A 23,778-nucleotide genomic window follows, 5' to 3' on the forward strand; every position below is an offset into this window, starting at 1 on the left:
CCTTTTTTGGCTGTACGGCGGGGCGCTACTGACCTTCGTGGAGCCAGACGCGCAGCGGCCCGATCGCGGTGAACCCGTGGCGGGCCGCGGCCGAGACGTCGCTCTCGTACCCGACGAGCGCCCGCCCGGGGAACAGCCGGGCGGCCATCGCGAGCACGCCCGCCCAGGCGTCGTCCACGTCGCGACCGGCGGCGAACACGTTCGAGACGCCCACCACCCGCTCATCCCCGCTGAGCACCGCGCCGCAGACGATCTCGCCGTCGGCCCGCCCGGCCAGCACCGTGGCCCCGTCCAGGATCGCGGGCAGGAACAGCTCGTTGTCCTGGCCGCCGCTCCAGGCCCGCTCCCATGCGCGCAGGGCGGCGGCGTCCTCGACCCGCTCCCAGCTCACCTCGCCCGGCACGGCCTCGGCCCCGGGCGGCTCCCGGTGGATCCAGCTCGCCTCGAACAGCACCTCGAACCCGCCGTCCAGCTCCAGCGTCGCGAAGCTGTCCTTCACCGAGGCCCACGGGCCGGCGTCGATGCCGTCCAGCACGTCGGCGGCGGTGGCCGCGGGGTCGAGGGTGACGGCGTCGGGGTAGTAGGGCGGCGTCCTGCGGTCGCTGCTCCACACCGCGGGGCCGAAGCGTCCGGTGATTCCGTGCGCCCGTGACATCAGGTCGCACCACTCGGCGTTGTTGCGCGCCGCCGCCAGCACCCTCTCGTCGGTCATTTCCCCATTATCCGGGCGTTGGTGTGGCGGGTGGCCTTCGCCGTCAACGGGTCCTCCGGCCAGGGATGCTTGGGATAGCGCCCGCGCAGCTCGGCGCGTACCGCACGGTAGCCCTCGCGCCAGAACGAGGCCAGGTCCGCCGTCACCGCCGCCGGCCGGCCGGCCGGGGACAGCAGGTGGATGAGCAGCGGCACCCCGGCGATCTTCGGGGCGTCGTCCCAGCCGAACAGTTCCTGCAGCTTGACCGCCAGCACCGGCTGCCCGCCCGAGTAGTCGACGCGGATCCGCGACCCGCTCGGCACCTCGATCCGCTCCGGCGCGACCTCCTCCAGCCGCCGGCTCCACGGGATCAGCCTGCGCAGCGCCGTGGCCACGTCGATGCGTTCCAGGTCGGAACGGCGGCGCGCCCGCGACAGCTCCGGCTCCAGCCACTGCTCGGCCAGATCGGGCAAGGCGTCCATGTCCGGCCACGGGTCGCCGGCGGCCCGATGGCAGAAGGCCAGGCGTTCGCGCAGGGCCACGGCCTCGGGGGTCCAGGTGAGCACGTCCTCGGTACGCAGGCCGTACAGCAGAGCCTCCCGCACCTCGGCGCGCGGCAGCGGCCTGGACCCCAGCTCGATCGCGCCCATCCGCTCGACCCGCCGCGCCACCACGTCACCGCGGCGCTCCCCCGGCGCCACCTTCCAGGCCACCTCGTCCTCGACCGTGACCTCGCAGGCCAGCCGGGCCGTGTCCGCGTCGATCACCACGGCCTGCCGGATCCGCGCGGTCGCCGACCCCGCCGGCCGGTCGGCCACCGCGATGGCCAGCCACTCGGCCTCGGCCAGCCGCGAACCCTCGCCGAGCTGCGCCTGCGTGCCGGACGCCATCAGATACGCCCCGCCCCTGCGCCGCGCCACCCGCTCCGGAAACGCCAGCGCCACGGTCACCCCGGCCACCGCGTCAACGGAGCCGCGCCGTGAACCCGTCGCCGGGGCGGCCCGGGTTAGGCGTTCGACCTCCTTGCGCCAGCGGGGCAGGGCGCCGCTCCGGGCCGAGCGCCACACCTCGGCCAGGTCGTCGGAGGCGTCCCTGGGAAGCTGGTCGGACAGCAGGGCGACCACCTCGGCCGCGCCGGGTCCGGCGTCCAGGAGCGCCCTGGCCAGGCGCGGGTGCACGCCCACCTGCGCCATACGCCGCCCGCGATCGGTCACCCGCGAGCTCTCGGGTTCGAGGGCGCCGAGCGTTTCGAGTGTGCGGGCCGCGGCGGACATCGCGGCCGGCGGCGGCGAGGTCAGCAGGCGCAGGCCGGTGGCTTCCGGAGTGCCCCAGCAGGCGGCCTGAAGGGCGAAACCGGTCAGGTCGGCCAGGGCGATCTCGGGTTGCGGATGGTCGGGCAGACGCTGGTGTTCGGCCTCGGTCCAGCAGCGGTAGACGGCGCCGGGCGCCTCACGGCCCGCCCGTCCCGCCCGCTGCACGGCCGCCGCCTTCGAGGCGCGGACCGTGGTGAGCGAGCCGAGCCCCCTCGCGTGGTCGGTACGCGGTTCGCGGGCCAGCCCCGAGTCCACCACCACGCGCACCCCGGGCACCGTCAGGCTCGACTCGGCCACCGAGGTGGCCAGCACGACCCGGCGGGCGGTGGCGGGGGCCAGCACGGCGTCCTGGACGTGCGCTGGGGCCTGGCCGTGTACCTGGAGCACCTGCACGTCCTCGTCGGCCAGCATCCTGGCGACCCTGCCGATCTCGGCGACGCCGGGCAGGAAGCACAGCACGTCACCCTGCCGTTCGGCCAGCGCCCGCCGTACCGTCGAGGCCACGTGGGACAGCAACCCGGGATCCACCCGCAGCCCGTGCGGCGGCGCGATGGGTCGGGGCGGCGGCGCCCACACGGTCTCGACGGGGTACAGGGCGCCGGTGGCCGCCACGATCGGCGCGTCGCCCAGCAGGCGGGCCAGCGGCGCGGCGTCGGCGGTCGCCGAGGTGGCCAGCAGGCGCAGGTCCGGGCGTAGCGTCTCGCGGACGTCGAGCAGGAAGGCGAGTGCGGTGTCGGCGTCCAGGTGGCGTTCGTGGCACTCGTCGAGGATGACGACGTCCACGCCGGTTAGCTCTTGGTCGCGCTGGAGGCGTTGCAGCAGCACGCCTGTGGTCACGACCTCGACCATGGGGTTACGGCCCACCTTGCGCTCGCCCCTGATCGTGTAGCTGACCCCCATCCTGTGCGCGGCCGCCCGTACGGCCAGCCGCCGCGGCTCGGCCACCAGCACCCTCGCCCCTTCCTTGGCCAGCGCGAGAGGCACCACCGTGGTCTTGCCCGTGCCAGGAGGCGCGGTGAGCACCGCACAGCCGTGCCTTTCAAGCACCCCTGCCAACTCCCCCAACACCCCAACAATCGGCAACCCATCCCCAGGCGCCGCCACCCCGCCCATCCGACCCGACCCAGCAGACACCGCTTGGGTCGACACCCCAGAGGCACCCGATGACCCGGACGGCACACCGGTGGCCGGAGAGCCGGAGGCGTCACCCGACCCAGAAGCCGCCGAGACCGGCAGGCCAGGCGTGCCCGATGGCCCGGTCGACACGCCCGTGGCCGGAAGGCCGGGGGCGTCGCCCGGCCCCGGCTCCGCCGAGACCGCAAGGTCGGGTGTGGCGGCCGGATCGGGCGTGTCCTGCGATCCCGCTGACGCCGCCGGGGCCGACAGGCCAGGCGTGCCCGACGACCTGGAAAGCGTGCCCGGGGCCGGATGGCCGGAGGCGTGGCCCGGGGCGGGCTCGGCCGAGACCGCAAGGTCGGGTGTGGCGGTGGCCGGATCAGGCGTGACCGACGGCCTGGTTGGCGCGACGGGGTCGGAGGGGTCGCGCGGGCCGGGCTTGGGTGTGGGGGTGGGGTTGGGTGAGGGGGGTTGGGGTGGGGTGGGCATGGCGGCTAGGCGGGGTGGGCGGCGGTGAGGATGGAGTTGATCAGGCCGGGGAAGCGGGCGTCGAGGTCGTCCCGGCGCAGGCTGAGCATGCGCTCACGGCCGTTCAGCCGGGTTCTGGTGACGCCGGCCTCGCGCAGCGCGCGGTAGTGGTGCGACAGCGTCGACTTGTGGATGTCGAGGTCGTCCCCGGCGCTGGAGCACGACAGCTCGCGGCCGTCGGCGAGCTTGACGACCAGTTCGAGCCGCACGGGGTCCCCCAAGACCCTCAGCACCTCCGTGAGCTGGATGTCCTTCGCGTCCGGGTGCGGAAGCTGGCGCATGGTGTCACTCTACTTCAGTTCCATTGTTTGACAACCATCCAACTATAAGCCAGCGTAGTGGGAGTGAATTCGAGGCTTTATCCACTTGCTGTGGGAAATTTCGCTGTTGGGACGGGGATGTTCGTCACGGCGGGGCTTCTCCCCCCGATCTCCCGTGACCTGCAGATCTCCGTGGCGGCGGCCGGGCAGCTGGCGACGGTGTTCGCGCTGGCCTATGCCATCCTCTCGCCCGTGCTGGCAGCGCTCACGGCCAGGTTGCCGCGCAAACGCCTGTTGCTGATCGCCCTCGTCGTCTTCATCCTGGGCAACGCCTTGACCGCCATCGCCCCCACCTACCCCTTGATCCTGGCCACGCGGGTGATCGCGGCGGCCGGGGCGGCCATGTTCACGCCGACAGCGTCCGGTGTCGCCAACGCGCTGACCTCTCCGGAACGCCGGGGACGGGCGCTCGCTCTGGTGATGGGCGGGCTCAGCGTCTCCTCGGCGATCGGGGTGCCGCTCGGCACCTGGCTCGGCGGGGCGGGCGGCTGGCGTTCGACGATCTGGCTGGTGGTGGGACTCGGCGTCGTGGGCCTGATCGGCGTGGCCGTACTGGTGCCAGAGGTGACGATCCCCTCCTCCGGACGGCTGCGCGACCGCTTCGCGCCACTGGCCGACCGGCGGGTGGCGGCGGTGCTGACGACCCAGTTGCTGATGTTCTCCGCAGGTTTCACCGCCTACACCTACATCGGCTCGCTTTTCGACCTGTCGCTCCCCGCGGTGTTGTGGGCGTGGGGGCTGGGCGGGATCATCGGCAACCAGTTGGGCGGCCGCCTCACCGACGCCTACGGCCCACGCCGGATGGTCTTCCTGGGCCTGGTCGCCGCCACCATCTTCCTGGCCCTGATCCCGTTCGCGAACCTGTCGCTGCCGATCGCCCTGATCTGGGCCTTCCTCTGGGGAACGGTGGGCTGGCTGGTCGCGCCCGCGCAGCAGTACCGGACGGTCGCCGCGGTTCCCGACAGCGTGCCGATCGGACTGGGACTGCTCTCGTCGGCCCAGTACGCGGGCCTGTTCGTGGCCGGCCTCACCGGCGGCCTGGCCCTGGAGTGGTACGGCAGAGCCGGCGTCATCATCCTGGCCACGGGACTGAGCGTGGCCGCGGTGCTCTTCACGCTGGCCACCTACCGCCGCACGCCAGCGGCCATGGCGCCGGCGGCGAGCTAACCCATGGCCGCCCTGGCGTGCTCGACCAGCGCGCGGGCCGCCGGCCCTGCGGGCTGGTCGGTACGCCAGGCCAGCCCCATCTGCCCCCGCATGGCGGGCTCCCGGATCTCCAGCACGTGCAGGTCGTCGTACCGCGAAACCGCCGAACGCGGCAGGATCGCCACCCCCAGCCCATGAGCGGCCAGCTTGGCCAGGAAGTACGGCTCACTGGCCTCGAACGCCACCCGAGGCCGAAACCCCGCCCCGGCACAGGCCGCCTCAAGAACGGACCGCAACCCGGTCCCCGGCGGCAACGTGATCAACGTAAGATCCCGCAGCTCCGACACGGTGACGGAGTCCCGCTCGTCCAGCGAGTGCCCCCGCCTGACAGCGGCCACGACATCCTGATCGATGACCACCTGAGTCTCCACCCCGGCAGGCAGCGGCGCCCCAAGCCCAAGCAGGGCAAGGTCCACCTGCCCAGCCGCGAGCGCCTCGGCGAGGGTGATCGGATCCATCTCGTTGAGCGTGATCTCCACAGCCGGATGTTTGGCGTGAAAACCCGCGAGGAGCCCGGCCAGATCCAGCGCCCAGGGCGCGGTCACGACAGCCATGACCACCCGCCCCCGCAGCAGCCCGGTGAACTCGTCCACGACGTCACGCATCCCGGTCACCGCCCACAGCGCGGCCCGCGCGTAAGGCAGCACCGCCCGCCCCACCTCGGTCAGCGTCACACTGCGCCCCGACCGGTCGAACAACGGCTGCCCCAGCTCCCGCTCCAACTGCTTGACCTGCGCACTCACACCCGGCTGCGCCACGTGCAGCTTGACCGCCGCCTTGGTGAAGCCGCCCTCCTCGACCACCGAGACGAAGTACTCAAGCTGCCGCAGTTCCATAACTGTGGATTATAGCTACGAGCAGAACCAGCTCTTGGACTTATGGAAAGCCCCTGGGCAGGATGGCCGTATGGCTCACACCATCACCGCAGACTCCGACCAATACGACAGCGAACGGACCGGCTTCCAGCTCTCCGCGAGCCATCGCCCAGACGTGATCTTCGCCGCGGAGAACGCCGCCGACATCCGCGCCGCGGTGGCCCACGCCGCCGCCCGCAACCTGCGAGTGGCCGTCCAGGCCACCGGCCACGGCCTGGCGACGGCGGCCGACAGCGGCGTCCTCATCACCACAGGAAGAATGAACGGCGTCCGCGTGGACCCGGCAGCCGCGACCGCCTGGGTCGAGCCGGGCACCCCATGGTCCAAGGTGATCGAAGCCGCCGCCCCCCACGGCCTGGCCCCGCTGTCCGGCGCCGCCCCCGCGGTAGGCGCGCTCTCCTACACCCTCGGCGGCGGCATCGGCCTCATGGCCCGCAAACACGGCTACGCCGCCGACCAGGTAAGGGCGATAGAGGTGGTGACCGCCGACGCCGAACTCGTCCTGGCCACCCCCGACAAGGAACCCGACCTGTTCTGGGCCCTGCTGGGCGGCAGGGGCAACTTCGGCGTGGCCACGGGCATGGAAATCGCCCTGGTCCCGGTGAAGACGCTGTACGGCGGCGCGATGTTCTTCGACGGCTTCGACGCGGTCCACGCCTGGCGCGAATGGGTGGCCGCGGTCCCGGAGGAGATGACCTCGTCGGTGGCGGTCATCCCGTTCCCCGACGCCCCGTTCGTCCCCGAACCCCTACGCGGCCGCCGGGCGACACACATCCGCATCGCGTACCTGGGCCCGGCCGAGGAGGGCAAACACCTCACAGACCAACTCCGCGCGTACGGCCCGCGCCTGATGGACAAGGTGGACGAGATCCCGTACACCCAGTCCGGCGTCATCCACAACGACCCGACCGACCCGGTGGCCTCCCAGTCCTCCCACAGCCTTTTGAGAGAACTGCCACCCCAGGCGGTGGAGGCGGCAAGATCCCTGACCACGAACATCCTGGAGATCCGCCAGTTGGGCGGAGCCCTGTCCCGCCCACCCATGACACCGAACGCCATAGGCAACCGAGACGCGGCATACATCTACGGCATCGTCTCCAGAGGCCCCGAGGTAACCCCGGAACACGCCCAGCTGGAAGGCGCCCTACGCCCCTGGTCGACCGGCGGAAAAGCACTGAACTTCCTGTTCGCCGCCCACGCGACGGAAGAAAACGTCAAAAAGGCCTTCGACCCAAGCACATACGACCGCCTGAGGGACCTGAAGACCACCTACGACCCGACCGACCTGTTCCACCACACCCACCACATCCCGCCCAGATAGCCCAGATAGCCCTGGTGGCCCCGGTAGGCCGGTCGAGGGGGTGAACGAAGGGCCGTGACGGCGGGCACCCCGTCCGACGTGAGAAGCGACCCCCACGATCGACGCCCGCCCACGCCGGCGGGTGGCGTGGGCGGGGGCTCGCCGTAACGGATAGAGGCCCTAAAAGGGCCGCAACAGACCGAGACCCAAAAAACCAGAGTCAGATCCCGACTGGGTGCCAGACGGTTTTGGTTTCGAGGAAGCGGGTCATGCGAGAGAGCCCCGGATCCAAGGACCAGTCCTCGGAAGCCGGGCGGAAGACGCGTTTGAGGTTTTCGGCGGCCTCCTGCTCGCACTTCAGCGCCAGGTCAGCATCCTCGACCCCGCCAAGGTCCAGGCCGTTGACGTCCATGTGCGCGGCCAGCCACGGGGCCAGCTCCGACTGATGCCCGGTGAGCAGGTTGACCACCCCGCCGGGCAGGTCGGAGGTGGCCAGCACCTCGGCCAGCGTGATCGCGGGCAGCGGCGCGTTCTCGGACGCCACCACCACGCACGTGTTACCGGTGACGATGACCGGCGCGATCACCGAGATCAGCCCGAGCAGCGGGTCGGCGGGCGCGACGACCGCGACCACCCCGGTCGGCTCCGGCGTCGAGAGGTTGAAGTACGGCCCGGCCACCGGATTCGCCGCCCCGCGCACCGACGCGATCTTGTCCGACCACCCGGCGTACCAGACCAGCCGGTCCACGGCCGCGTCCACCCGCTCGGCCGCGGCCTTCTTGGGCCCGCCCAGCTCCTCGGCGAACTGCGCCCGCCGCCCCTCCAGCATCTCCGCGACGCGGTAGAGGATCTGCCCCCGGTTGTACGGCGTCGCCCCCGACCAGCCCGGGAACGCCTTGCGGGCGGCCACCACGGCGTCGCGGGCGTCCTTGCGCGAGGCACGCGCCGCGTTGGCCACGAACTCGCCCTTGGCCGAGGTCACGACGTAGGACCTTCCACTCTCGGAGCGGGGGAACGCCCCGCCGATGAACAGCTTGTAGGTCTTGCGTACGGACAACCTACTCATCGCCGCGCCCCCTCCACGTGATCTCCTGGGTCAGCTGCACAGGAGCGAAGATCTGACCGCACCTGCTGACACCGCAGCGGTGCGCGAACCACCCGGTACGGCCCGGCCGTCCGGCCCTGGCGAAGGCGTGTCCCCGGGTGGCCTGCCCGCGGCGGGCCCGGCGTTTGCCACGCTTGTGCTCACACATCGAGGTACGCCTCCAGCCCGGCGAGCCCGCCTTCCCTGCCGTAGCCCGACTCCTTGTACCCGCCGAACGGCGAGGTGGGGTCGAACTTGTTGAAGGTGTTGGCCCACACCACTCCGGCACGCAGCCGGTCGGCCATCCACAGGATGCGCGAGCCCTTCTCGGTCCAGACGCCGGCCGACAGCCCGTACGGGGTGTTGTTGGCCTTCTCCACGGCCTCGGCCGGGGTGCGGAAAGTGAGCACGGACAGCACCGGCCCGAAGATCTCCTCGCGGGCGATGCGGTGGGACTGGGCGACGCCGGTGAAGACGGTCGGCGGGAACCAGAAGCCCTTCTCCGGGAGGTCGCACGGGGGCGACCAGCGCTCCGCGCCTTCCGAGTCCCCAATTTCCGACATTTCACGAATCTTCGCCAGCTGCTCCGCGGAGTTGATGGCGCCGATGTCGGTGTTCTTGTCGAGCGGGTCGCCGAGCCGCAGCGTGCCGAGCCGGCGCTTGAGCGCGGCCAGCAGCTCGTCCTGGACCGACTCCTGCACCAGCAGCCGCGAGCCCGCGCAGCACACGTGACCCTGGTTGAAGAAGATGCCGTTGACGATGCCCTCGACGGCCTGGTCGACGGCCGCGTCCTCGAACACGATGTTCGCGGCCTTGCCGCCGAGCTCCAGCGTGAGCTTCTTGTCGGTGCCTGCGACGGTGCGGGCGATGATGCGGCCGACCTCGGTGGAGCCGGTGAAGGCCACCTTGTTGACGTCCGGGTGCGCCACGACGGCCGCCCCGGTCTCGCCCGCGCCCGTCACGATGTTGACCACGCCGGGCGGCAGGTCCGCCTGCTGGCAGATCTCCGCGAACAGCAACGCGGTCAGCGGGGTGGTCTCGGCCGGCTTGAGTACGACGGTGTTGCCGCAGGCCAGCGCCGGAGCGATCTTCCAGGCCAGCATGAGCAGCGGGAAGTTCCAGGGGATGACCTGACCGGCCACACCCAGCGGCTTGGCACCACTGTGCCCGTCTGTCGTCCTCCGGCCGAACCCGGCGTGCTCCAGCTTGTCGGCCCAGCCCGCGTAGTAGAAGAAGTGCGCGGCGACCAGCGGCACGTCCACGTCGCGCGACTCGCGGATGGGCTTGCCGTTGTCGAGCGACTCCAGCACGGCCAGCTCGCGGGCCCGCTCCTGGATGATGCGGGCGATGCGGAAGATGTACTTGGCCCGTTCGGAGCCGGGCAGCGCGCTCCAGACGCCGAACGCCTTGCGCGCGGCCTGGACCGCGCGGTCCACGTCGTCGGAGGTGGCGGTGGCGATCTCGGCGAGCTTCTCCTCGCTCGCCGGGTTGATCGTCTTGAAGGGGGTGCCTGACCCCTCGGCGAACTCGCCGTTGATGAACAGCCCGTAGGACGGCTTGATGTCGACGACATCGCGCGACTCGGGCGCTGGCGCGTATTCGAAGGCCATCGTCAGTCCAAGGTGAAGTAGTCGGGGCCCGCGTAGCGGCCGGTGGCCAGCTTCTCTCGCTGCATCAGCAGGTCGTTGAGTAGCGAGGAGGCGCCCAGCCGGAACCATTCGGGCGTCAGCCAGTCCGCACCCGCGGTTTCGTTGACCAGGACCAGGTTCTTGATGGCGTCCTTCGTGGTGCGGATCCCACCGGCGGGCTTCACGCCCACCTGGCGGCCGGTGGCGTCGCGGAAGTCGCGCACGGCCTCCAGCATGATCAGGGTCACCGGGAGTGTGGCCGCCGGGGCCACCTTGCCGGTGGAGGTCTTGATGAAGTCGGCGCCGGCGATCATGGCCAGCCAGGACGCGCGCCGTACGTTGTCATAGGTCGCCAGCTCGCCCGTCTCCAGGATCACCTTCAGGTGCGCCTGGCCGCAGGCGGCCTTCACCGCGACGATCTCCTCGAAGACCTTGAGGTAGTGGCCCTCCAGGAAGGCGCCGCGGTCGATCACCATGTCGATCTCGTCGGCGCCCGCCGCCACGGCCAGCGCGGTGTCGCTGACCTTGACCTCCAGGGAGGAGCGCCCGCTCGGGAAGGCGGTGGCCACCGAGGCGACCTTCACCCCCGAGCCCTTGACCGTCTCGGCGGCGACGGCCACCAGGTCGGGGTAGACGCAGACCGCCGCGACACGAGGCGCGCCGCCACCAGGACGCATCGCCTTGGTGCACATCGCCCGCACCTTGCCGTGCGTGTCCGCGCCTTCCAGCGTGGTGAGGTCGACCATCGAGATGGCCAGGTCGATGGCCTGCGCCTTCGCGGTCGTCTTGATGGATCGGGTGCCGAGCATCGCCGCTCGCTGGTCCGCGCCGACCCGGTCGACACCGGGCAGGCCGTGCAGGAAGGCCCGCAGGGTGGTGGCGGATGCCGCCACGTCCGCGAGCGAGGTAGTCACAGTTGACACCCCCACAGCATCGCCGACCGGGCAGGCTACCTCCAAACCGGATCAGGTCACCGATAGCTGAGGATCAGCTGGCGCGTCACTCCAGCCTCACGCGTCTCGGCCGTGGCCCACATCGTCCTGGTTCCCGGCACGTTGGCCAGGCCGTTGAGCGTGACCTTGCCGACCGGGGTCCGCGTCCAGCGTCCGCCCTGGTAGTGGGTGAGCACGTCCGGCAGGTCCTGGCGGCGCGTGGCCAGCCACAACCCTCCGGCGCCGTCCGGCGCGACCCTCGCGTAGGAGGTCCCGGCCGGGCGGTGGGCCAGCCGGATCCAGGAGGTGCCGTTCCAGCGCAGCACCAGGGCCTCACGCATGACCCGTTCCTCGCCGATGATGAAGGAGATTCCGCCCACGGCGTACGCCTCGTCCGGCCCGAGCGCCACGATGTCGTGCAGTTCCGCGTAGGCGTCGCCGACCCGCGACCGGCTGGGCAGCGAGATCGACGGCACCGGCGAGCGCCGCCACCCCGAGCCCGTCAGCCGCAGGACCGACGCGGCGTGCGCCGGCGACTCGGCCCCCAGGCTGCTGAGCGCCCACACGTCCTTCGGGGAGGAGGCGGCGAAGTCGGTGATCGGCAGCGGGGCGGCCACCTCCGACCAGCCCTTGCCCTTCCAGTGCCACACCACGTCGCGCAGCCCGCGCGGGCCGAGCCGCAGCCCCGCCGCCCAGCACTCCGATGGCCCCGTGGCCAGCGCCGCCGTCGCGTGCGCGCCCTCGGCCTCGATCGGGCGCTCGTACCACTTGCCGCCGGTCAGCTGGCGGGCGTCCACCCGGGCCGGGCTCTGCACGAACTGCCAGGCCGTGCCCCGTCCCGCCGCCGTCACCAGGTACGGCGCCGCCCCACCCGCCGTGTTCCGCCAGGCTCTGCCGTTCCAGCGCAGCAGGGGTTGCCCGGTTCTGACCACCCAGGCGTCGTCGCCGCCGGTGGCGCCCACGTCCTGATAGCCGCCCAGGGACCCGTCCGTCCTGGAGACCCGCCAGCCCGTCTCCCTTGCCTCGGCGGGCACCGCCGCCACCAGCGAGAACAACGTCAGCGCGGCGATCGCGATGCGTCTCATGGGGCCTCATCGTGGCCTGCCTTAGGCAGGTCGCAGGGGTGTCCTAGGTAGGGGTAAGCCGATGGTTCGGCAAGAGATAAGGCATCCGACCGATGTGGCTGGGAGGGCCTTAGGAGGACTGTTAGGGGTGCAGACGACAAAGGAGAACGAAATGAACCCCGAGCTCGACTTCCAGCTGATGAAGAGCCAGGCCAGTGAGCTTCGGCGGGCCGCCGCCGAGCACCGGAAGGTACGTGAGGCGGAGCGCCGCAACAAGTCCGAGCGCCGCTCGGTCTTCGGCAAGCGCCGCGCGTCATGACCCCCGCAAGAGTGCCCGGCCGCAACCTCCCTCGCGGCCGGGCCTCTCATCCCCCTTGACCCCACGGAACGTCCCCCGGCAAACCCCCCGACCTCCCGCCGCCTCCGGCCCGAGCGGCCACAGTGCCTCCCAATAAATGCGGCGAAAGCTACAGGTAAGGCATGACATGCTGGATGACATGCTGGGACGTACGGTGAGTCCCGTCTTCGTCGGGCGGGAAGCGGAACTCGCCCACCTCGCCGAGGCCCTGGACGCGGCCAGGCAGGGCACAGCCACAGCGGTGCTGCTCGGCGGCGAAGCCGGTGTGGGCAAGACCCGGCTGGTGCAGCGCTTCGCCGATCAAGCCGCCCAGGACGGCGCCCACGTGCTCTTCGGGGGCTGCGTGGAACTGTCCACCGACGGCCTCGCCTACGCGCCGTTCACCGCCGCGCTCAGGCAGCTCGTCAGAGAGATGGGCACCTCCAGGATCGCCCGGCTCCTGCCGGAGGGCGCCGAGCGCGACCTGGCCAGGCTGCTGCCGGAGTTCGGCGAGCCCACGGTCGACGGCGACACCGACACCGGCCGCGCGCGGCTGTTCGAGCAGTTCCTCACCCTTCTGGAACGCCTCGCCGAGTCCCGGCCCACGATCCTGTTCATCGAGGACATCCACTGGGCCGACCGCTCCAGCCGCGACCTCATCGCCTTCCTCAGCCGCAACCTCGCCGCAGCCCAGGTCCTGATCGTGCTCACCTACCGATCCGACGACCTGCACCGCCAGCATCCGCTACGCCCCGTCCTGGCCGAGCTGAGCCGGGTCAGGGGCGTGCTCAGGCTCGACCTGCCCCGCCTGTCGCAGGACGAGGTGGCCGAGCAGATGACCGGCATCCTGGGCCGGGTCCCCGAGTACGCCAGGGTCGAGAAGGTCTTCGAGCGCAGCGAGGGCATCCCGCTGTTCGTCGAGGCGCTGCTCGACGACCCCGACGGCGACTGCGCCTTCCCCGACTCCATGCAGGACCTCATCCTCAGCGCCGTCGAGCGCCTGCCCGAGGAGACCCAGCGTGTGCTGCGGGTGGCCGCGGCCGGCGGCATCCGGATCGGCCACGCCCTGCTCGCCGCCGTCAGCGGCCTGTCGGACCTGGAGCTGGAGTCCGCGCTGCGCCCCGCCATCGCGGGCAACGTGCTGCAGATCGCCGACAACCGGGCCTACGTCTTCCGGCACGCGCTGATCCGCGAAGCCGTACACGAGGAGCTTCTGCCCGGCGAGCACCAGCGGCTGCACGCCCGCTACGCCGAGGAGATCTCCCGCGACCGCAAGCTCGTCCCGCCCGGCCGCGCCGCCGTCGAGCTGGCCCACCACTGGTACGGCGCGCGCGACGACGAATGGGCCCTCATCTCCGCCTGGGACGCGGCCCGCAAGTCGATGAAGGCCTTCGCCTACGCCGAGGCGATCCCGCTGCTCGAACGCGTGCTCATGCTCTGGGACAAGGTGCCGGCCGCGGCCGCGCGCATAGAGGCCGACCACTCCTACGTGCTGGAGAAGGCCGCGCTGGCCGCCGGCAACAGCGCCGAGGTGGATCGGGGCGTGAAGTTCGTGCGGGCGGCGCTCGCCGAGCTCGACGAGGGCACCCAGCCCGACCGCGTGGCCATGCTCATGGTGCGCTGGGCCGGGTTCAAGATCTCCAAGGGCAAGATGGGCGTCGTCGAAGACTTCCACAAGGCCCTGGCGCTGGTCCCCGAACGCAGCAGCCCGCGCGCCGAGGTGCTGACGAAGCTCAGCCAGCACTTGATGCTGCAGGGCGAGGTCGAGGAGGGCACCGCCCGGTGCGAGGAGGGACTGCTCATCGCCAGGGACATCGGCGACGAGTTCCTCGAGGGCGAACTGCTCATGAACCTCGCCCTCGGCCAGGCCATGGCCGGCGGCAGCATCGCGCAGTACGAGACCAACCAGCGCGCCCGCGAGATAGGGGAACGCATCGGCTCGCCCCGCCTCATCCTGCGCTCGGTCGGCAACAACATCGACGCGCTCAACGACCTGGGCCGCTCGGAAGAGGCGCTGGAGCTCTCCTACGAGGGCGAGCGCATGGCCAAGAAGTACGGCCTGATCAGGACCACCGGCGTCTTCATCCTCAACAACCGCGCCGAGGCGCTCGAACTTCTCGGCCGCTGGGACGAGGCGCTGGAGACCGCGGAACGCTCGCTGCGGTTCGGCCCCAGCCTGCGCACCCGCCACCACATCCTGCGCGTCCAGGCCGACATCGCGATGTCGCGCGGCGACCTGTCGACGCTGGAGAGCACCCTGTCCGAGCTGGGCGTGCTCAAGGAGCGTCCCGAGGACTTCGTCCAGGACATCACCTCAAGCTCCCGCCTGCACATGGGCTGGCACCTGCTGAAGGGCGAGCCCGACTCGGCGCTGGAGGTCGCCCACCGGGTGCTGTCGCGGCCGTCGCAGTCCAGCAAGTCGGCGCTCGGCTGGCGGCTGCTCTCCCTCATCAGCCACGTCTGCGACCAGGCGGAGGCCATCGATCCCACGCTGTCCGAGCACGTGCGCGGCCACGCCGCCGAAGTGGCCGCCACGCTCCGCATCTCGGGCCCGCCCGCCGAGGCCTACCGCCTGACCTACACCGGCGACTTCGACGCCGCCGCGGCCGCGTGGGAACGGCTGCGCCGCCCGCACGCCCAGGCCAAGGCCCTCCTGCACGCCGCGACCATCGCCGCCCAGTCGGGCGACCGCGAGGGCGCGGCCACGCGGCTGCGGGTGGCGCAGCCGCTGGCCGAGGCGCTGCGGGCCACCCCGCTGGTGGAGGAGATCGAGATGCTCGGCCGGCGGGTGGGCGCCTCGGCGCCGTCCGCGACGTCGGAGCTGCTGACGCCCCGGGAGCTGGAGGTCCTCCGGCTGGTGGCGCTGGGGCGCAGCAACCGCGACATCGCGGCCGAGCTGTTCATCTCGGCGAAGACGGTCAGCGTGCACGTCTCCAACATCCTGGCCAAGCTCGGAGTTTCCAGCCGGGGCGAGGCCGCCGCGGCCGCGTACCGGCTGTCGCTGCTGTCGTCCTGAGCTACCAGATGGCGTCGACCAGCAGGATGATGCCGAAGACGGCGAACGCCGCGGCGGCGCCGTAGCGGATGGCCTTCTCCGGCAGGTGCTTGCCGAGGATCCGCCCGACCACGATGGCCAGGGCGTCCGCGGCGACCATGCCGACCGTGGAGCCGATCCAGGTGCCGAGCCAGCCGTGCTGCGTGGCCAGGACGATCGTGGCCAGCATCGTCTTGTCGCCCAGCTCGCTCAGGAAGAACGCGACCGTCACCGCGATGATCGCGTTCCTGGTGGTGCGCTGGGCCTTCTTCGACTCCTCGTCGGTCAGCTCGTCGCCGCGCAGCGTCCACAGCGCGAAGCCGAGGAAGGCGATGCCGGCGGCGATGGAGATCGCGGTGGTGGGCAGGGCGTCACCGATGAGCCCGCCGACGGCCACGCTGAGCAGGTGGACGACGGTGGTGGCGATGGTGATGCCGACCAACACCGGCCAGGCCTTGAACCGGGTGGCGAACGTCATCGCCATCAGCTGGCTCTTGTCACCCAGCTCCGCCACGAAAATGGCCACAAGACTGATCCAGAACGCTTCCAACGGTCCTCATTCCTACGAACCGGACCGGAGCGCCTGTCGGGGCACGACTCTTCGGCCCGGCAATGGCTGCCAGGCCGAAGGTCTCGTCCGCCTGTGAAGGCCCACGTGACCGGGCGTCGAGACGCCAGTGTGTCGATCACGTGATTTGGGACTACTCCCCTTCGGAATATCTCGACAACTTTAACAGGCCGATCCCCGCCGATGTTCCTCAGGTGAGGGTGTCAGAGCTCACAGCCGACCATCACCGGCTCGTTGACCAGCCGCACCCCGAACTTCTCCGCGACGCCGTCGCGCACCTCCCTGGCCAGCGCCAGCAGGTCGGCCGCGGTGGCCGCGCCGTCGGGGTTGGTGAGGGCGAGCGTGTGCTTGGTCGAGATGCGCGCGGGCCCGCGCCGATAGCCCTTGGGGAAGCCCGCCTGCTCGATCAGCCACGCCGCCGGCACCTTCACCGTGCCGTCAGGCAGATCCCAGCGAGGATGGCCGGGCGCGCGCAACTCCAGCTCGGCGGCCTGGGCGGGGGCCAGGATCGGGTTGGTGAAGAACGATCCGGCGCTGCGGGTGTCGGGGTCGGCCGGGTCGAGCACCATGCCCTTGCTCCTGCGCAGGGCCAGGACGGCCGCGCGGGCGTCCGCGAGCCCCACCCGCTCGCCCATCGGCACCCCGAGGCGCGCGGCCAGCTCCTTGTAGGCCACCTCGCCCGACAGATCGGAGATGTCCAGGACGTAGGTGACGCCCAGCACCACGTGCCGCGACAGGTCCCGCTTGAACGCGCTGTCGCGGTAGGAGAACCCGCACCGCCGCGCCTCGATGTCCACCACCTGCCGGGTCTTGCGGTCGTAGGCCCGCACGCAGCGGACGGTCTGTGACACGTCCTGCCCGTAGGCGCCGACGTTCTGGATCGGCGTGGACCCCACCAGGCCGGGGACGCCGGACATGCACTCGATGCCGGACCAGCCCTCGGCGACCGCGCGGGCCACGAGCGCGTCCCAGTCCTCGCCAGCCTCGACGGTGAGCAGCACCTGCCCGCCGTCGCGCTCGGCCCGCACACCGGTCGAGGCGACCTTGATCACCAGCCCGTCGAAGCCCTCGTCGGGCACGACCAGGTTGCTGCCGCCGCCCAGCACCAGCGTCGGAACCCCGTCGCGGTCGGCCTCGGCCACGAAGGAGACGAGCTGCTCCGCCGTGGCGGCCTCGACGAACTCGCGAGCCGGGCCACCCAGGCCCAGCGTGGTGTACGGCGCCAGCATCTCCATGGGGCCCTAGCTTATGAGCCCCCCGCCATGCACGGACACCCGGCGGCCCGGCCCCGGATCGAGCCGTCCAGAAGCCCGCGAACACCTTCCCCCACGCTGCCAAGCGTCAATGACGACAGCCGAATCCCATGAATACTGCGTGCACATATCCGAGCGACCAATCTCCAAGGGCAAATGTAGTAAGAATGTAGATAAGCCGGTCCGTCGCCGAGTCAGATGAATTCTGGATTCGTGTTGACATCTTTAGAGCTATTGCGTGAAATGTACTGTGTGCTTCGGGCGATCAAGGCGCTGCGCACGGCCCTTGGCATCGACAGGCCCGCCCATGTGCTCACACGCATCGATCGAACGGTAAGCGCGGAAAAGAACTCTTGACAGTATTTCGGTTCCAAAATAAGGTTCCAATGGATTCCACGGAAGTGATTTCGCGGAATTCACGCCGCAACTCCGCGGCGATCTCGCGAACGAAGCCTTGGTAGGGAACCTCGTTCAGCGGGAATCAACGATGCAGAAAGGAGCCCACCGCATGCGCATCAAGCGTTTAGCGGTGACCACCGCCATTTGTGCGATGGCGGCGTTCACGGCCGGAAGCACACCGGCTTGGGCCGAACCCCCGTCCGAGGCGACCACGGCACAGCCTCAGCCCGACTCCGCCCTCGCCAACTGGAGCTGTGACGGCCGTCGGGTGAACCCCACGGTGAAGGCGGCACTTCTCCAGTGCGGCAGGAGCGGCCCGGCGGACACCAACTGGGTGCGGGGAGTCTGGGACTGCGACTGGCAGGGCGACATCTGGACGGGGCCGCGCTACTACCCCTGGTCGCTGACGCAGAGCTGCAACACCGAACTCGTCGGCTGGGACTTCGTCTACGGCTGGGGCTGACCCGGCCTTGGTCCGATCCGTGGTGTCCTGAGCCCACGCGGCGCACATCCTCATAAAGAAGGATGCGCGCACCTGCAATTCCTTCGCGATTAAGCGTTAGTCCACGGGTGGGGCCTTGGTAGGGAACCCCCACCCGTGGGCATCAACGATGCAGAAAGGAGTCTACCGCATGCGCATCAAGCGTTTAGCGGTGACCACCGCCATTTGTGCGATGGCGGCGTTCACGGCCGGAAGCACACCCGCTTGGGCCGAACCCCCGTCCGAGGCAACCAACTCCGCCCTCGCCCGCTGGGACTGCGACGGAAAGCGAGTTATTCCGGAGAGCAAATCGGCGGCGCTCGGTTGCATCAGGAGCGGCAGCGCGGACAACAACTGGTCGCGAGGTGTGTGGGACTGCGACTGGCAGACCGACATCTGGACGTCCAAGCAGTACCAGACCTGGGCCTTGACCCAGACCTGCGCGAACACTCTGGTCGGCTGGGACTTCGTCTACGGCTGGGGCTGACCCGGTGACCGGCCTGCCGCCGGAGCACGAAGCGTGACTCGTTCCCGTTCCATATAGGACGGCCGGCCGAGACGGGCCGGCCGTCCCATCGCGAGGGGTTGAATTGATGCGTCCTGCGATACGCACCGATAATCTGACGCAGGGTTATGGCGGAAATCCGATCATCGAGAATCTGACGATCGAGATTGACGGCGGCATTGTGGGGCTTCTCGGGCCGAACGGCGCGGGAAAGACAACCCTGCTGCGCACACTGGCAACAGTACTCCCACCGAGGTCCGGGCAGGTTCAGCTTTTCGGGAAGAGCCTTGACGGGGATGCCGACGTACGCGCCGCGCGAAGACACCTGGGCTTTCTCCCGCAGGAGTTCGGATACTATCCGAACTTCAGTCTCTACGAATTCGTCCGCTACTGCTTGTGGCTGCGTCAGGTTCCGGGCAGGCGGGCCCGCGAAGCGGCCATGGACGCCATTGAGGCAGTGGATCTGGGCGACCAGGCGAAGACCAAGATGAAGGCGCTCTCCGGCGGCATGCTGCGGCGGGCCGGCATCGCCCAGGCGGTGGCGGGCGGCGTCCGGCTGGTTCTGCTGGACGAGCCCACCGTCGGGCTGGACCCGGAGCAGCGGCTGGCGTTCCGCGAGCTGATGCGGCGGGTCTCGGCCGAGGCCACCATTGTTCTCAGCACCCATCTGGTCGAAGACGTCGCGGCCATCTGCGACCGGCTCCACGTCATCGCCTCGGGAGCCTTCGGCTTCTCCGGCACGCCTGACGAACTCATCGGCGCCGCCGTGGACGGGGCCCGGGGTGACACCGAGTTGGAGCGTGGCTACATCTCCGTGCTCAGAGACGAGAGGGTCCGCGCGTGATCAGGGTCCTGGGCATGGAGCTCCGGCGATCTCCCTTCCTCTGGGTCGTCCTTCCGATCAGCGCCCTCGCCATAGCGGTTCTCTTACGGGAGCGGGAGACCTGGCACGCGGTGTGGCCCGAGGCCAGCGTCCAGGTCATAGCCGCGGCCACGCAGTTGCCCGGCGTCGCCGTGGCCGCCGTGGCCGCGTGGGCGGCCCAGCGGGTGCATCGGACGGGCACCGCGGATCTGCTGAATGGCGCCGCTCGTCCCCGATGGCAGATCGAAGCCGTGCAATTGTTCAGCTCCCTCGTCTTCTCCTGGATCGTGCTCGCCGTTGTTTCGCTGATCGCCGGATTCGTCACGGCGCGAATGGCTCCGCCCGGGTCCCTGTGGCCCTCATATCTTCTGCTCGGTTTCGCGGCGACCATTATCGTCACCGCGCTCGGGCACGCGGTCGGAAGCACGGTGAATAGCCGCCTCGCACCACCGGTCGCCGGGTTTCTCTCTTTCTTTCCCCTGTTCGTCATGTCGCTGCTCGTGCCCTACTTCGGAGAAGCGAACAAGGAGGTCAGCCCGGCTGCTCTCGCGGCCCGGGTGGCGTTTGCGATCACCTGTGTGTTCGCCGCGCTCTTCGTGAGCGCGCGGACCGTGGTGGGGCGGCGCCCCGCGTGGCGCCCGCTCATGGCGACGGGGTCAGCCGGGCTCGCGGTGCTCGCGGTGGTCGCGCTCGGTCCCCCGCAGCAGGCCCGCGCGCCTGCCGAAGATCCCGTCTGCGGCCTCGTCGAGCGAACCCGGGTGTGCCTGTGGCCGGAGAACGCCGCGCGGCTGCCCGGCGCGCTCCAGGCCACGAAGGCGCTGATCGACACGACGCGCCACGTCTTTCCTTACCCCGACGTAGTGGCCGAGGAGGGACTCGCGATCGCCGGCGGATCCACGGTGTTCGTCGGCGTGGTCGCGGGATCCACGGGAGAGGCGTTCGGCTCGCTGCAGTCCTTCAGGCTGACCTGGGCCTTGTTGAAGGACTGCGGCGCGGAGGAGAGCGAGGTCGCGGGCCGTCGGCGCATCGAAGCACGCGCCAAGCTGGACACCTGGATCAGCTCAAGCCACCTGGGGAGGCTGCAGGACGCCTACTGGGACTCCATCGCCCTGACCTCGGCCGGACGCCAGGAAGTGGGCTCGACACTGAAGCTGGCCAGAGCTGAGCAGGTCCAGTGGGCGCGACGGCAGATCACCATCATGGGAGCCTGCGGTGGATAGACCGGAAGGCGTGACCGCCCTCGTCTGGCTCGTGCGCACCAGGCACCTGGTGCCGCTGTGGGCGGCTCTCCTGTGTCTGTGCGCGACGGTCGCGATATGGGGACGCAACCTCCTGCTGCTGCCGGGCGACCAGGCGACTCTTCCGCTCGCCATCCTCGCGCCGGTCCCCTATGCGTGCGTCACCGCTCTGGCCGTGCGCAGTTCCATGATGGACGCCGAGAGGGTGGCCGCCAGGAAGGTCCACGTCATCGACCTCGCGTGCGTCGCCCTGACGTCGGTCATCGCCCTGCTGTCCGCGGTCGCCGGCCTCCTGCTGAGTGACACGGCACAGCTGATCCCCTTGGTCCTGCGCAATATAGTCTTCTGGACGGGCGTCGCATGCCTGTCCGCCGCGCTGCTGGGGAGGTCTCTCGGCTGGGTCCTGCCCGTGGTCCTGCTGGTCCCTCTGTACGAGTCCGGGCGGGGAGGCAGAGGCGGACTGGTCCCGTGGTGGGCGATCGCCAGACAGCCGGAAGCGTCGACGTGGGCCTGGGCGGCCACCGCCATCGTGCTGGCCCTTGGCCTGGCCGCGCTGCTGGAAGCAGGGCTCTGGCGGCGTGGCCCACTGCGGTTGCTTCATCGGGCCCATCTCGGACGTGCTCAGTAAGTGGGGAAAGCCCCCGTCCTCTCGAACAGGAGTGGCTCAATGTCCCATGGTGACGACTCGCAGGACGATCGCTCCGCCCAGGCCACGGTCAAGATCGTGTGCAGCACGGACATCGACAGCATTATCGAGGCCGTGCGCGCGGCCGACACCCTTGGGATGGGGGTTCGGCTCACCAACCATCTTGAGCCCACCTCACCCACGGGAGCCGACCTGCAGTGGCAGCTGACCGTGCTCAAGGAGCCGCCGGGCCGCGCGCATGACCTGAAGTGACGCGCCGTCAGGAAGGGCGCAGCAGCCGCAGCACCCGGTCATAGGTACGGCGGGACTCGCGCTCGCGGTAGTCCTCGTCGACGTCGTGGTAGCCGTGGTGGCGCAGCCCGTGCACGGGGAGCGTCTCCTGCGGCACCACCAGCTCGCCGTCCAAGCCGAGCGAGAGCTCCAGGTCCGCGTTGCGGTAGTAGCGGGCTTCCTGCGGCATCGCGGCCAGCGCTTCGGCCCGCCGTACCGCCATCAGGTAGCCCATCAGCGCGCGGACCCGGCCGGGACCGGCCTCGTACCACGTGTGGCCGTCCGCGTCGGGGTCGGCGCCCTTCCACCCGGCCGCGACCGCGCCGCGCTGGATCGCCGCCGTCAGCGGCGTGAGCGCGTCGCCCGTGAGGATCGTGGAGGTCTCCATCAGGACGTGCACGTCCGAGGTGTCCAACCGCAACAATGTGGTACGGCAGGCGCCCCACCCTGCCGACCCCCAGAACCAGTGCGGCAGCTCGGCCACGTGCCAGACGGTCACCCGCTCGGGCCGCCGGGTGGCGAACTCGTGCAGGACGTCGCCCACGCCGTCGCGGTTGCCCAGGTCGAGGGCGAGCACGGCGGCGTCGGTGTGCTCCAGCAGCGCCTCCACACAGGCGCGCACGTCGTCCGGGCGGCCGTCGGCGATCAGCCCCACCGAGACGGTGACGTCGGCGATCTCGGCGCGTTGCCGCTGCTGGTTCACCCCGGCGTCGTCGAGCCGGTTGGCGGCCAGGCTGGCGTCCCAGATCCGCTGCGCGTGGAGCATGTCGTCCTCCGGCGCCCCGCTGGACTGGGGATCGCCGGAGAAGCCCAGCTCGGCGGCGGGATCCTGCTGGGCTCCCGCGCCACCCGCGGTACCCCCGGCGGAGCCCTCGCCGCCGCCGGTCGTGTCGCGGCCGGTGCCCGAGGTGGGGCCGACGGCCCGCGGGTTGAGGTGGCGGGGCGGGCCGGCGTCGGTGGCGCCGGTGATCGGGATCGAGCGGACGGTCGGCCAGATGGTGTAGGGCGGCTTCTCGCTCAGCGTGTAGCCGTCGGGGGCGTCCTTGACCAGCCACCCCTCGTGCTCAATCCGGGCGCGCAGCTCGTCGGCGAGCGCGTAGTCGCGCTCCGCCCTCGCCTTCACGCGCTGTTCGGCCAGCTCGATGACGTGGTGCGGCACTTCACTCATACGGACCGCCCTACCCCGGGACAGGCCGCCTCTATCAGGACAGTTGAACCACCGCACGCGCTTTGGACAGCACGTTGGCGTCCGCGGACTTGGCCACCAGGGCGATGACGACCCGCTTGTCCTCCAGCTTCTCCTCCACGACGCCGCTGACGGTGATCGTCGCGCCCTGGTCGTCGTCGGGCACGACCACCATCGAGGAGAACCGCACCCCGTAGTCGACGACCGCGCCGGGATCCCCGGCCCAGTCGGTGACGAACCGTCCCGCCTGCGCCATCGTGAACATGCCGTGCGCGATGACGTCGGGCAGGCCGACGGTCTTGGCGAACCGCTCGTTCCAGTGGATCTGGTTGAAGTCGCCGGAGGCGCCGGCGTACATGACCAGGTTGAGGCGGCGCGCCGGGTAGTCGACCGCGGGGATCTGCTGGCCGACCTCGACCTCGTCGTATTTGACCGTCGCCGTCATCTCAGACCGCCCCTCCACGCTCGACGATGGTGTTGTAGGTGGTGCAGACGGGCTCGCCGGCGACGGTGCTGACCTCGCTCTTGATCGTGAGCAGCTCGTTGCGCCCGGCGCTGCGGATGTCGGTGATCGTCGATCGGGTGACCAGCTCGTCGCCGGGGTAGATCGGCCGCGTGTACTCGAACCGCTGCTCGCCGTGGACCACCATCGCGAAGTTCAGCCCCAGCTCGGGATCGGCCAGCGCCTCACCGCCGCTCTGCAGGCTGAACACGATGGGGAAGGTGGGCGGCGCCACCACGTCCGGATGTCCCGCGGCCTGGGCCGCGTCCCGGTCGCGGTAGATCGGGTTGTGGTCGCCGATCGCCGCGGCGAACTCGCGGATCTTCACCCGGCTGACCTCGTACGGCGCGGCGGACGCATACGACCGCCCCACGAAATCACGGTTCAAGGCCATTCGTGCCCCTTCACGCGTTCCTGAGCTTTCGACCCGACCGTAACAG

The 23,778-nt window shown here is 70.5% G+C and carries 23 protein-coding genes; 10 read left to right on the forward strand and 13 right to left on the reverse strand.

Features of this window, described 5'->3' with window-relative positions:
- Positions 1–25: 25 nt before the first annotated feature.
- From HNR40_RS04095 to HNR40_RS04105, 3 genes are all read right to left on the reverse strand, one after another.
- Positions 26–712: a hypothetical protein gene (locus HNR40_RS04095; protein WP_184958440.1), complete on the reverse strand. Its 687-nt coding sequence runs from the start codon at positions 710–712 to the stop codon at positions 26–28.
- Positions 709–3,117, reverse strand: a complete 2,409-nt coding sequence (hrpB, locus tag HNR40_RS04100; protein WP_184958441.1) for an ATP-dependent helicase HrpB — start codon at positions 3,115–3,117, stop codon at positions 709–711. Before hrpB ends, HNR40_RS04095 begins: the two co-directional genes overlap by 4 nt.
- 497 nt (positions 3,118–3,614) lie before the next feature.
- Positions 3,615–3,929 carry an ArsR/SmtB family transcription factor gene (locus tag HNR40_RS04105; RefSeq protein WP_184958442.1) on the reverse strand — a complete coding sequence of 105 codons (315 nt, stop codon included), beginning with the start codon at positions 3,927–3,929 and terminating at the stop codon, positions 3,615–3,617.
- 90 nt (positions 3,930–4,019) lie between these two features.
- Here HNR40_RS04105 and HNR40_RS04110 point away from each other — a divergent pair, with 90 nt between their 5' ends.
- A complete protein-coding gene (locus tag HNR40_RS04110; RefSeq protein WP_312896173.1) occupies positions 4,020–5,135 on the forward strand; it encodes an MFS transporter in 1,116 nt (371 codons plus the stop codon).
- On the opposite strand, the gene HNR40_RS04115 is transcribed toward HNR40_RS04110, so the two are convergent.
- Positions 5,132–6,010: a LysR family transcriptional regulator gene (locus HNR40_RS04115; protein ID WP_184958445.1), complete on the reverse strand. Its 879-nt coding sequence runs from the start codon at positions 6,008–6,010 to the stop codon at positions 5,132–5,134. The two genes, HNR40_RS04110 and HNR40_RS04115, sit on opposite strands and share 4 nt — an antisense overlap.
- 70 nt (positions 6,011–6,080) lie before the next feature.
- Between HNR40_RS04115 and HNR40_RS04120 the strand changes: the two genes are divergently transcribed.
- A complete protein-coding gene (locus HNR40_RS04120) occupies positions 6,081–7,370 on the forward strand; it encodes an FAD-binding oxidoreductase (RefSeq protein ID WP_184958446.1) in 1,290 nt (429 codons plus the stop codon).
- A 199-nt stretch (positions 7,371–7,569) separates the two neighbouring features.
- Here HNR40_RS04120 and HNR40_RS04125 read toward each other — a convergent pair whose 3' ends face one another.
- The 4 genes from HNR40_RS04125 to HNR40_RS04140 form a co-directional block, all read right to left on the reverse strand.
- Positions 7,570–8,415 carry an aldehyde dehydrogenase family protein gene (locus tag HNR40_RS04125; protein ID WP_184958447.1) on the reverse strand — a complete coding sequence of 282 codons (846 nt, stop codon included), beginning with the start codon at positions 8,413–8,415 and terminating at the stop codon, positions 7,570–7,572.
- 179 nt (positions 8,416–8,594) lie between these two features.
- A complete protein-coding gene (locus HNR40_RS04130) occupies positions 8,595–10,043 on the reverse strand; it encodes an aldehyde dehydrogenase family protein (protein ID WP_184958448.1) in 1,449 nt (482 codons plus the stop codon).
- Positions 10,044–10,045: 2 nt separating this feature from the next.
- Positions 10,046–10,975 (reverse strand): deoxyribose-phosphate aldolase, encoded by a 930-nt coding sequence (gene deoC, locus HNR40_RS04135; RefSeq protein WP_184958449.1) that lies wholly within the window; start codon positions 10,973–10,975, stop codon positions 10,046–10,048.
- Between the two features lie 56 nt (positions 10,976–11,031).
- Positions 11,032–12,078 (reverse strand): hypothetical protein, encoded by a 1,047-nt coding sequence (locus tag HNR40_RS04140; protein ID WP_184958450.1) that lies wholly within the window; start codon positions 12,076–12,078, stop codon positions 11,032–11,034.
- Between the two features lie 151 nt (positions 12,079–12,229).
- On the opposite strand from HNR40_RS04140, the gene HNR40_RS04145 reads away from it, so the two are divergent.
- Both HNR40_RS04145 and HNR40_RS56070 read left to right on the forward strand, forming a co-directional pair.
- Positions 12,230–12,376 carry a hypothetical protein gene (locus HNR40_RS04145; protein ID WP_184958451.1) on the forward strand — a complete coding sequence of 49 codons (147 nt, stop codon included), beginning with the start codon at positions 12,230–12,232 and terminating at the stop codon, positions 12,374–12,376.
- A gap of 178 nt (positions 12,377–12,554) precedes the next feature.
- Positions 12,555–15,410 carry a helix-turn-helix transcriptional regulator gene (locus HNR40_RS56070; protein WP_281395038.1) on the forward strand — a complete coding sequence of 952 codons (2,856 nt, stop codon included), beginning with the start codon at positions 12,555–12,557 and terminating at the stop codon, positions 15,408–15,410.
- Between the two features lies 1 nt (position 15,411).
- Here the strand turns inward: HNR40_RS56070 and HNR40_RS04155 are convergent, their stop codons facing one another.
- The gene (locus tag HNR40_RS04155; protein WP_184958455.1) at positions 15,412–15,978 is read right to left on the reverse strand and encodes a TMEM165/GDT1 family protein; all 567 of its coding nucleotides are present in this window, start codon (positions 15,976–15,978) and stop codon (positions 15,412–15,414) included.
- Between the two features lie 221 nt (positions 15,979–16,199).
- A complete protein-coding gene (locus HNR40_RS04160; RefSeq protein ID WP_184959419.1) occupies positions 16,200–17,225 on the reverse strand; it encodes a UDP-N-acetylmuramate dehydrogenase in 1,026 nt (341 codons plus the stop codon).
- A gap of 532 nt (positions 17,226–17,757) precedes the next feature.
- On the opposite strand from HNR40_RS04160, the gene HNR40_RS04165 reads away from it, so the two are divergent.
- The 6 genes from HNR40_RS04165 (at position 17,758) to HNR40_RS04190 (ending at position 21,632) form a co-directional block, all read left to right on the forward strand.
- Positions 17,758–18,111, forward strand: a complete 354-nt coding sequence (locus HNR40_RS04165; RefSeq protein WP_184958457.1) for a hypothetical protein — start codon at positions 17,758–17,760, stop codon at positions 18,109–18,111.
- Between the two features lie 169 nt (positions 18,112–18,280).
- On the forward strand, positions 18,281–18,616 hold the full coding sequence (locus HNR40_RS04170; RefSeq protein ID WP_184958458.1) for a hypothetical protein: 336 nt from the start codon (positions 18,281–18,283) through the stop codon (positions 18,614–18,616).
- Positions 18,617–18,722: 106 nt separating this feature from the next.
- The gene (locus HNR40_RS04175; RefSeq protein WP_184958460.1) at positions 18,723–19,478 is read left to right on the forward strand and encodes an ATP-binding cassette domain-containing protein; all 756 of its coding nucleotides are present in this window, start codon (positions 18,723–18,725) and stop codon (positions 19,476–19,478) included.
- Entirely contained in the window at positions 19,475–20,716 is a 1,242-nt protein-coding gene (locus tag HNR40_RS04180; RefSeq protein WP_184958462.1) for an ABC transporter permease, read from the forward strand. The genes HNR40_RS04175 and HNR40_RS04180 overlap by 4 nt, the downstream gene beginning before the upstream one ends.
- Positions 20,709–21,362, forward strand: coding sequence for a hypothetical protein (locus HNR40_RS04185; protein WP_184958464.1), 654 nt, complete (start codon positions 20,709–20,711; stop codon positions 21,360–21,362). Before HNR40_RS04180 ends, HNR40_RS04185 begins: the two co-directional genes overlap by 8 nt.
- A 39-nt stretch (positions 21,363–21,401) precedes the next feature.
- Positions 21,402–21,632: a hypothetical protein gene (locus tag HNR40_RS04190; protein WP_184958466.1), complete on the forward strand. Its 231-nt coding sequence runs from the start codon at positions 21,402–21,404 to the stop codon at positions 21,630–21,632.
- 7 nt (positions 21,633–21,639) lie between these two features.
- Here the strand turns inward: HNR40_RS04190 and HNR40_RS04195 are convergent, their stop codons facing one another.
- From HNR40_RS04195 to HNR40_RS04205, 3 genes are read right to left on the reverse strand one after another with little or no spacing between them, the layout of a single operon-like run.
- Complete coding sequence (locus HNR40_RS04195) at positions 21,640–22,818, reverse strand: hypothetical protein (protein WP_184958468.1); 1,179 nt, start codon at positions 22,816–22,818, stop codon at positions 21,640–21,642.
- Positions 22,819–22,852: 34 nt separating this feature from the next.
- A complete protein-coding gene (locus HNR40_RS04200; RefSeq protein ID WP_184958470.1) occupies positions 22,853–23,281 on the reverse strand; it encodes a MaoC family dehydratase in 429 nt (142 codons plus the stop codon).
- 1 nt (position 23,282) lies between these two features.
- A complete protein-coding gene (locus HNR40_RS04205) occupies positions 23,283–23,732 on the reverse strand; it encodes a MaoC family dehydratase N-terminal domain-containing protein (RefSeq protein WP_184958472.1) in 450 nt (149 codons plus the stop codon).
- Positions 23,733–23,778 lie beyond the last annotated feature (46 nt).

It is taken from the genome of Nonomuraea endophytica, from assembly GCF_014203235.1.
Classification (GTDB): Bacteria; Actinomycetota; Actinomycetes; order Streptosporangiales; family Streptosporangiaceae; genus Nonomuraea; species Nonomuraea endophytica.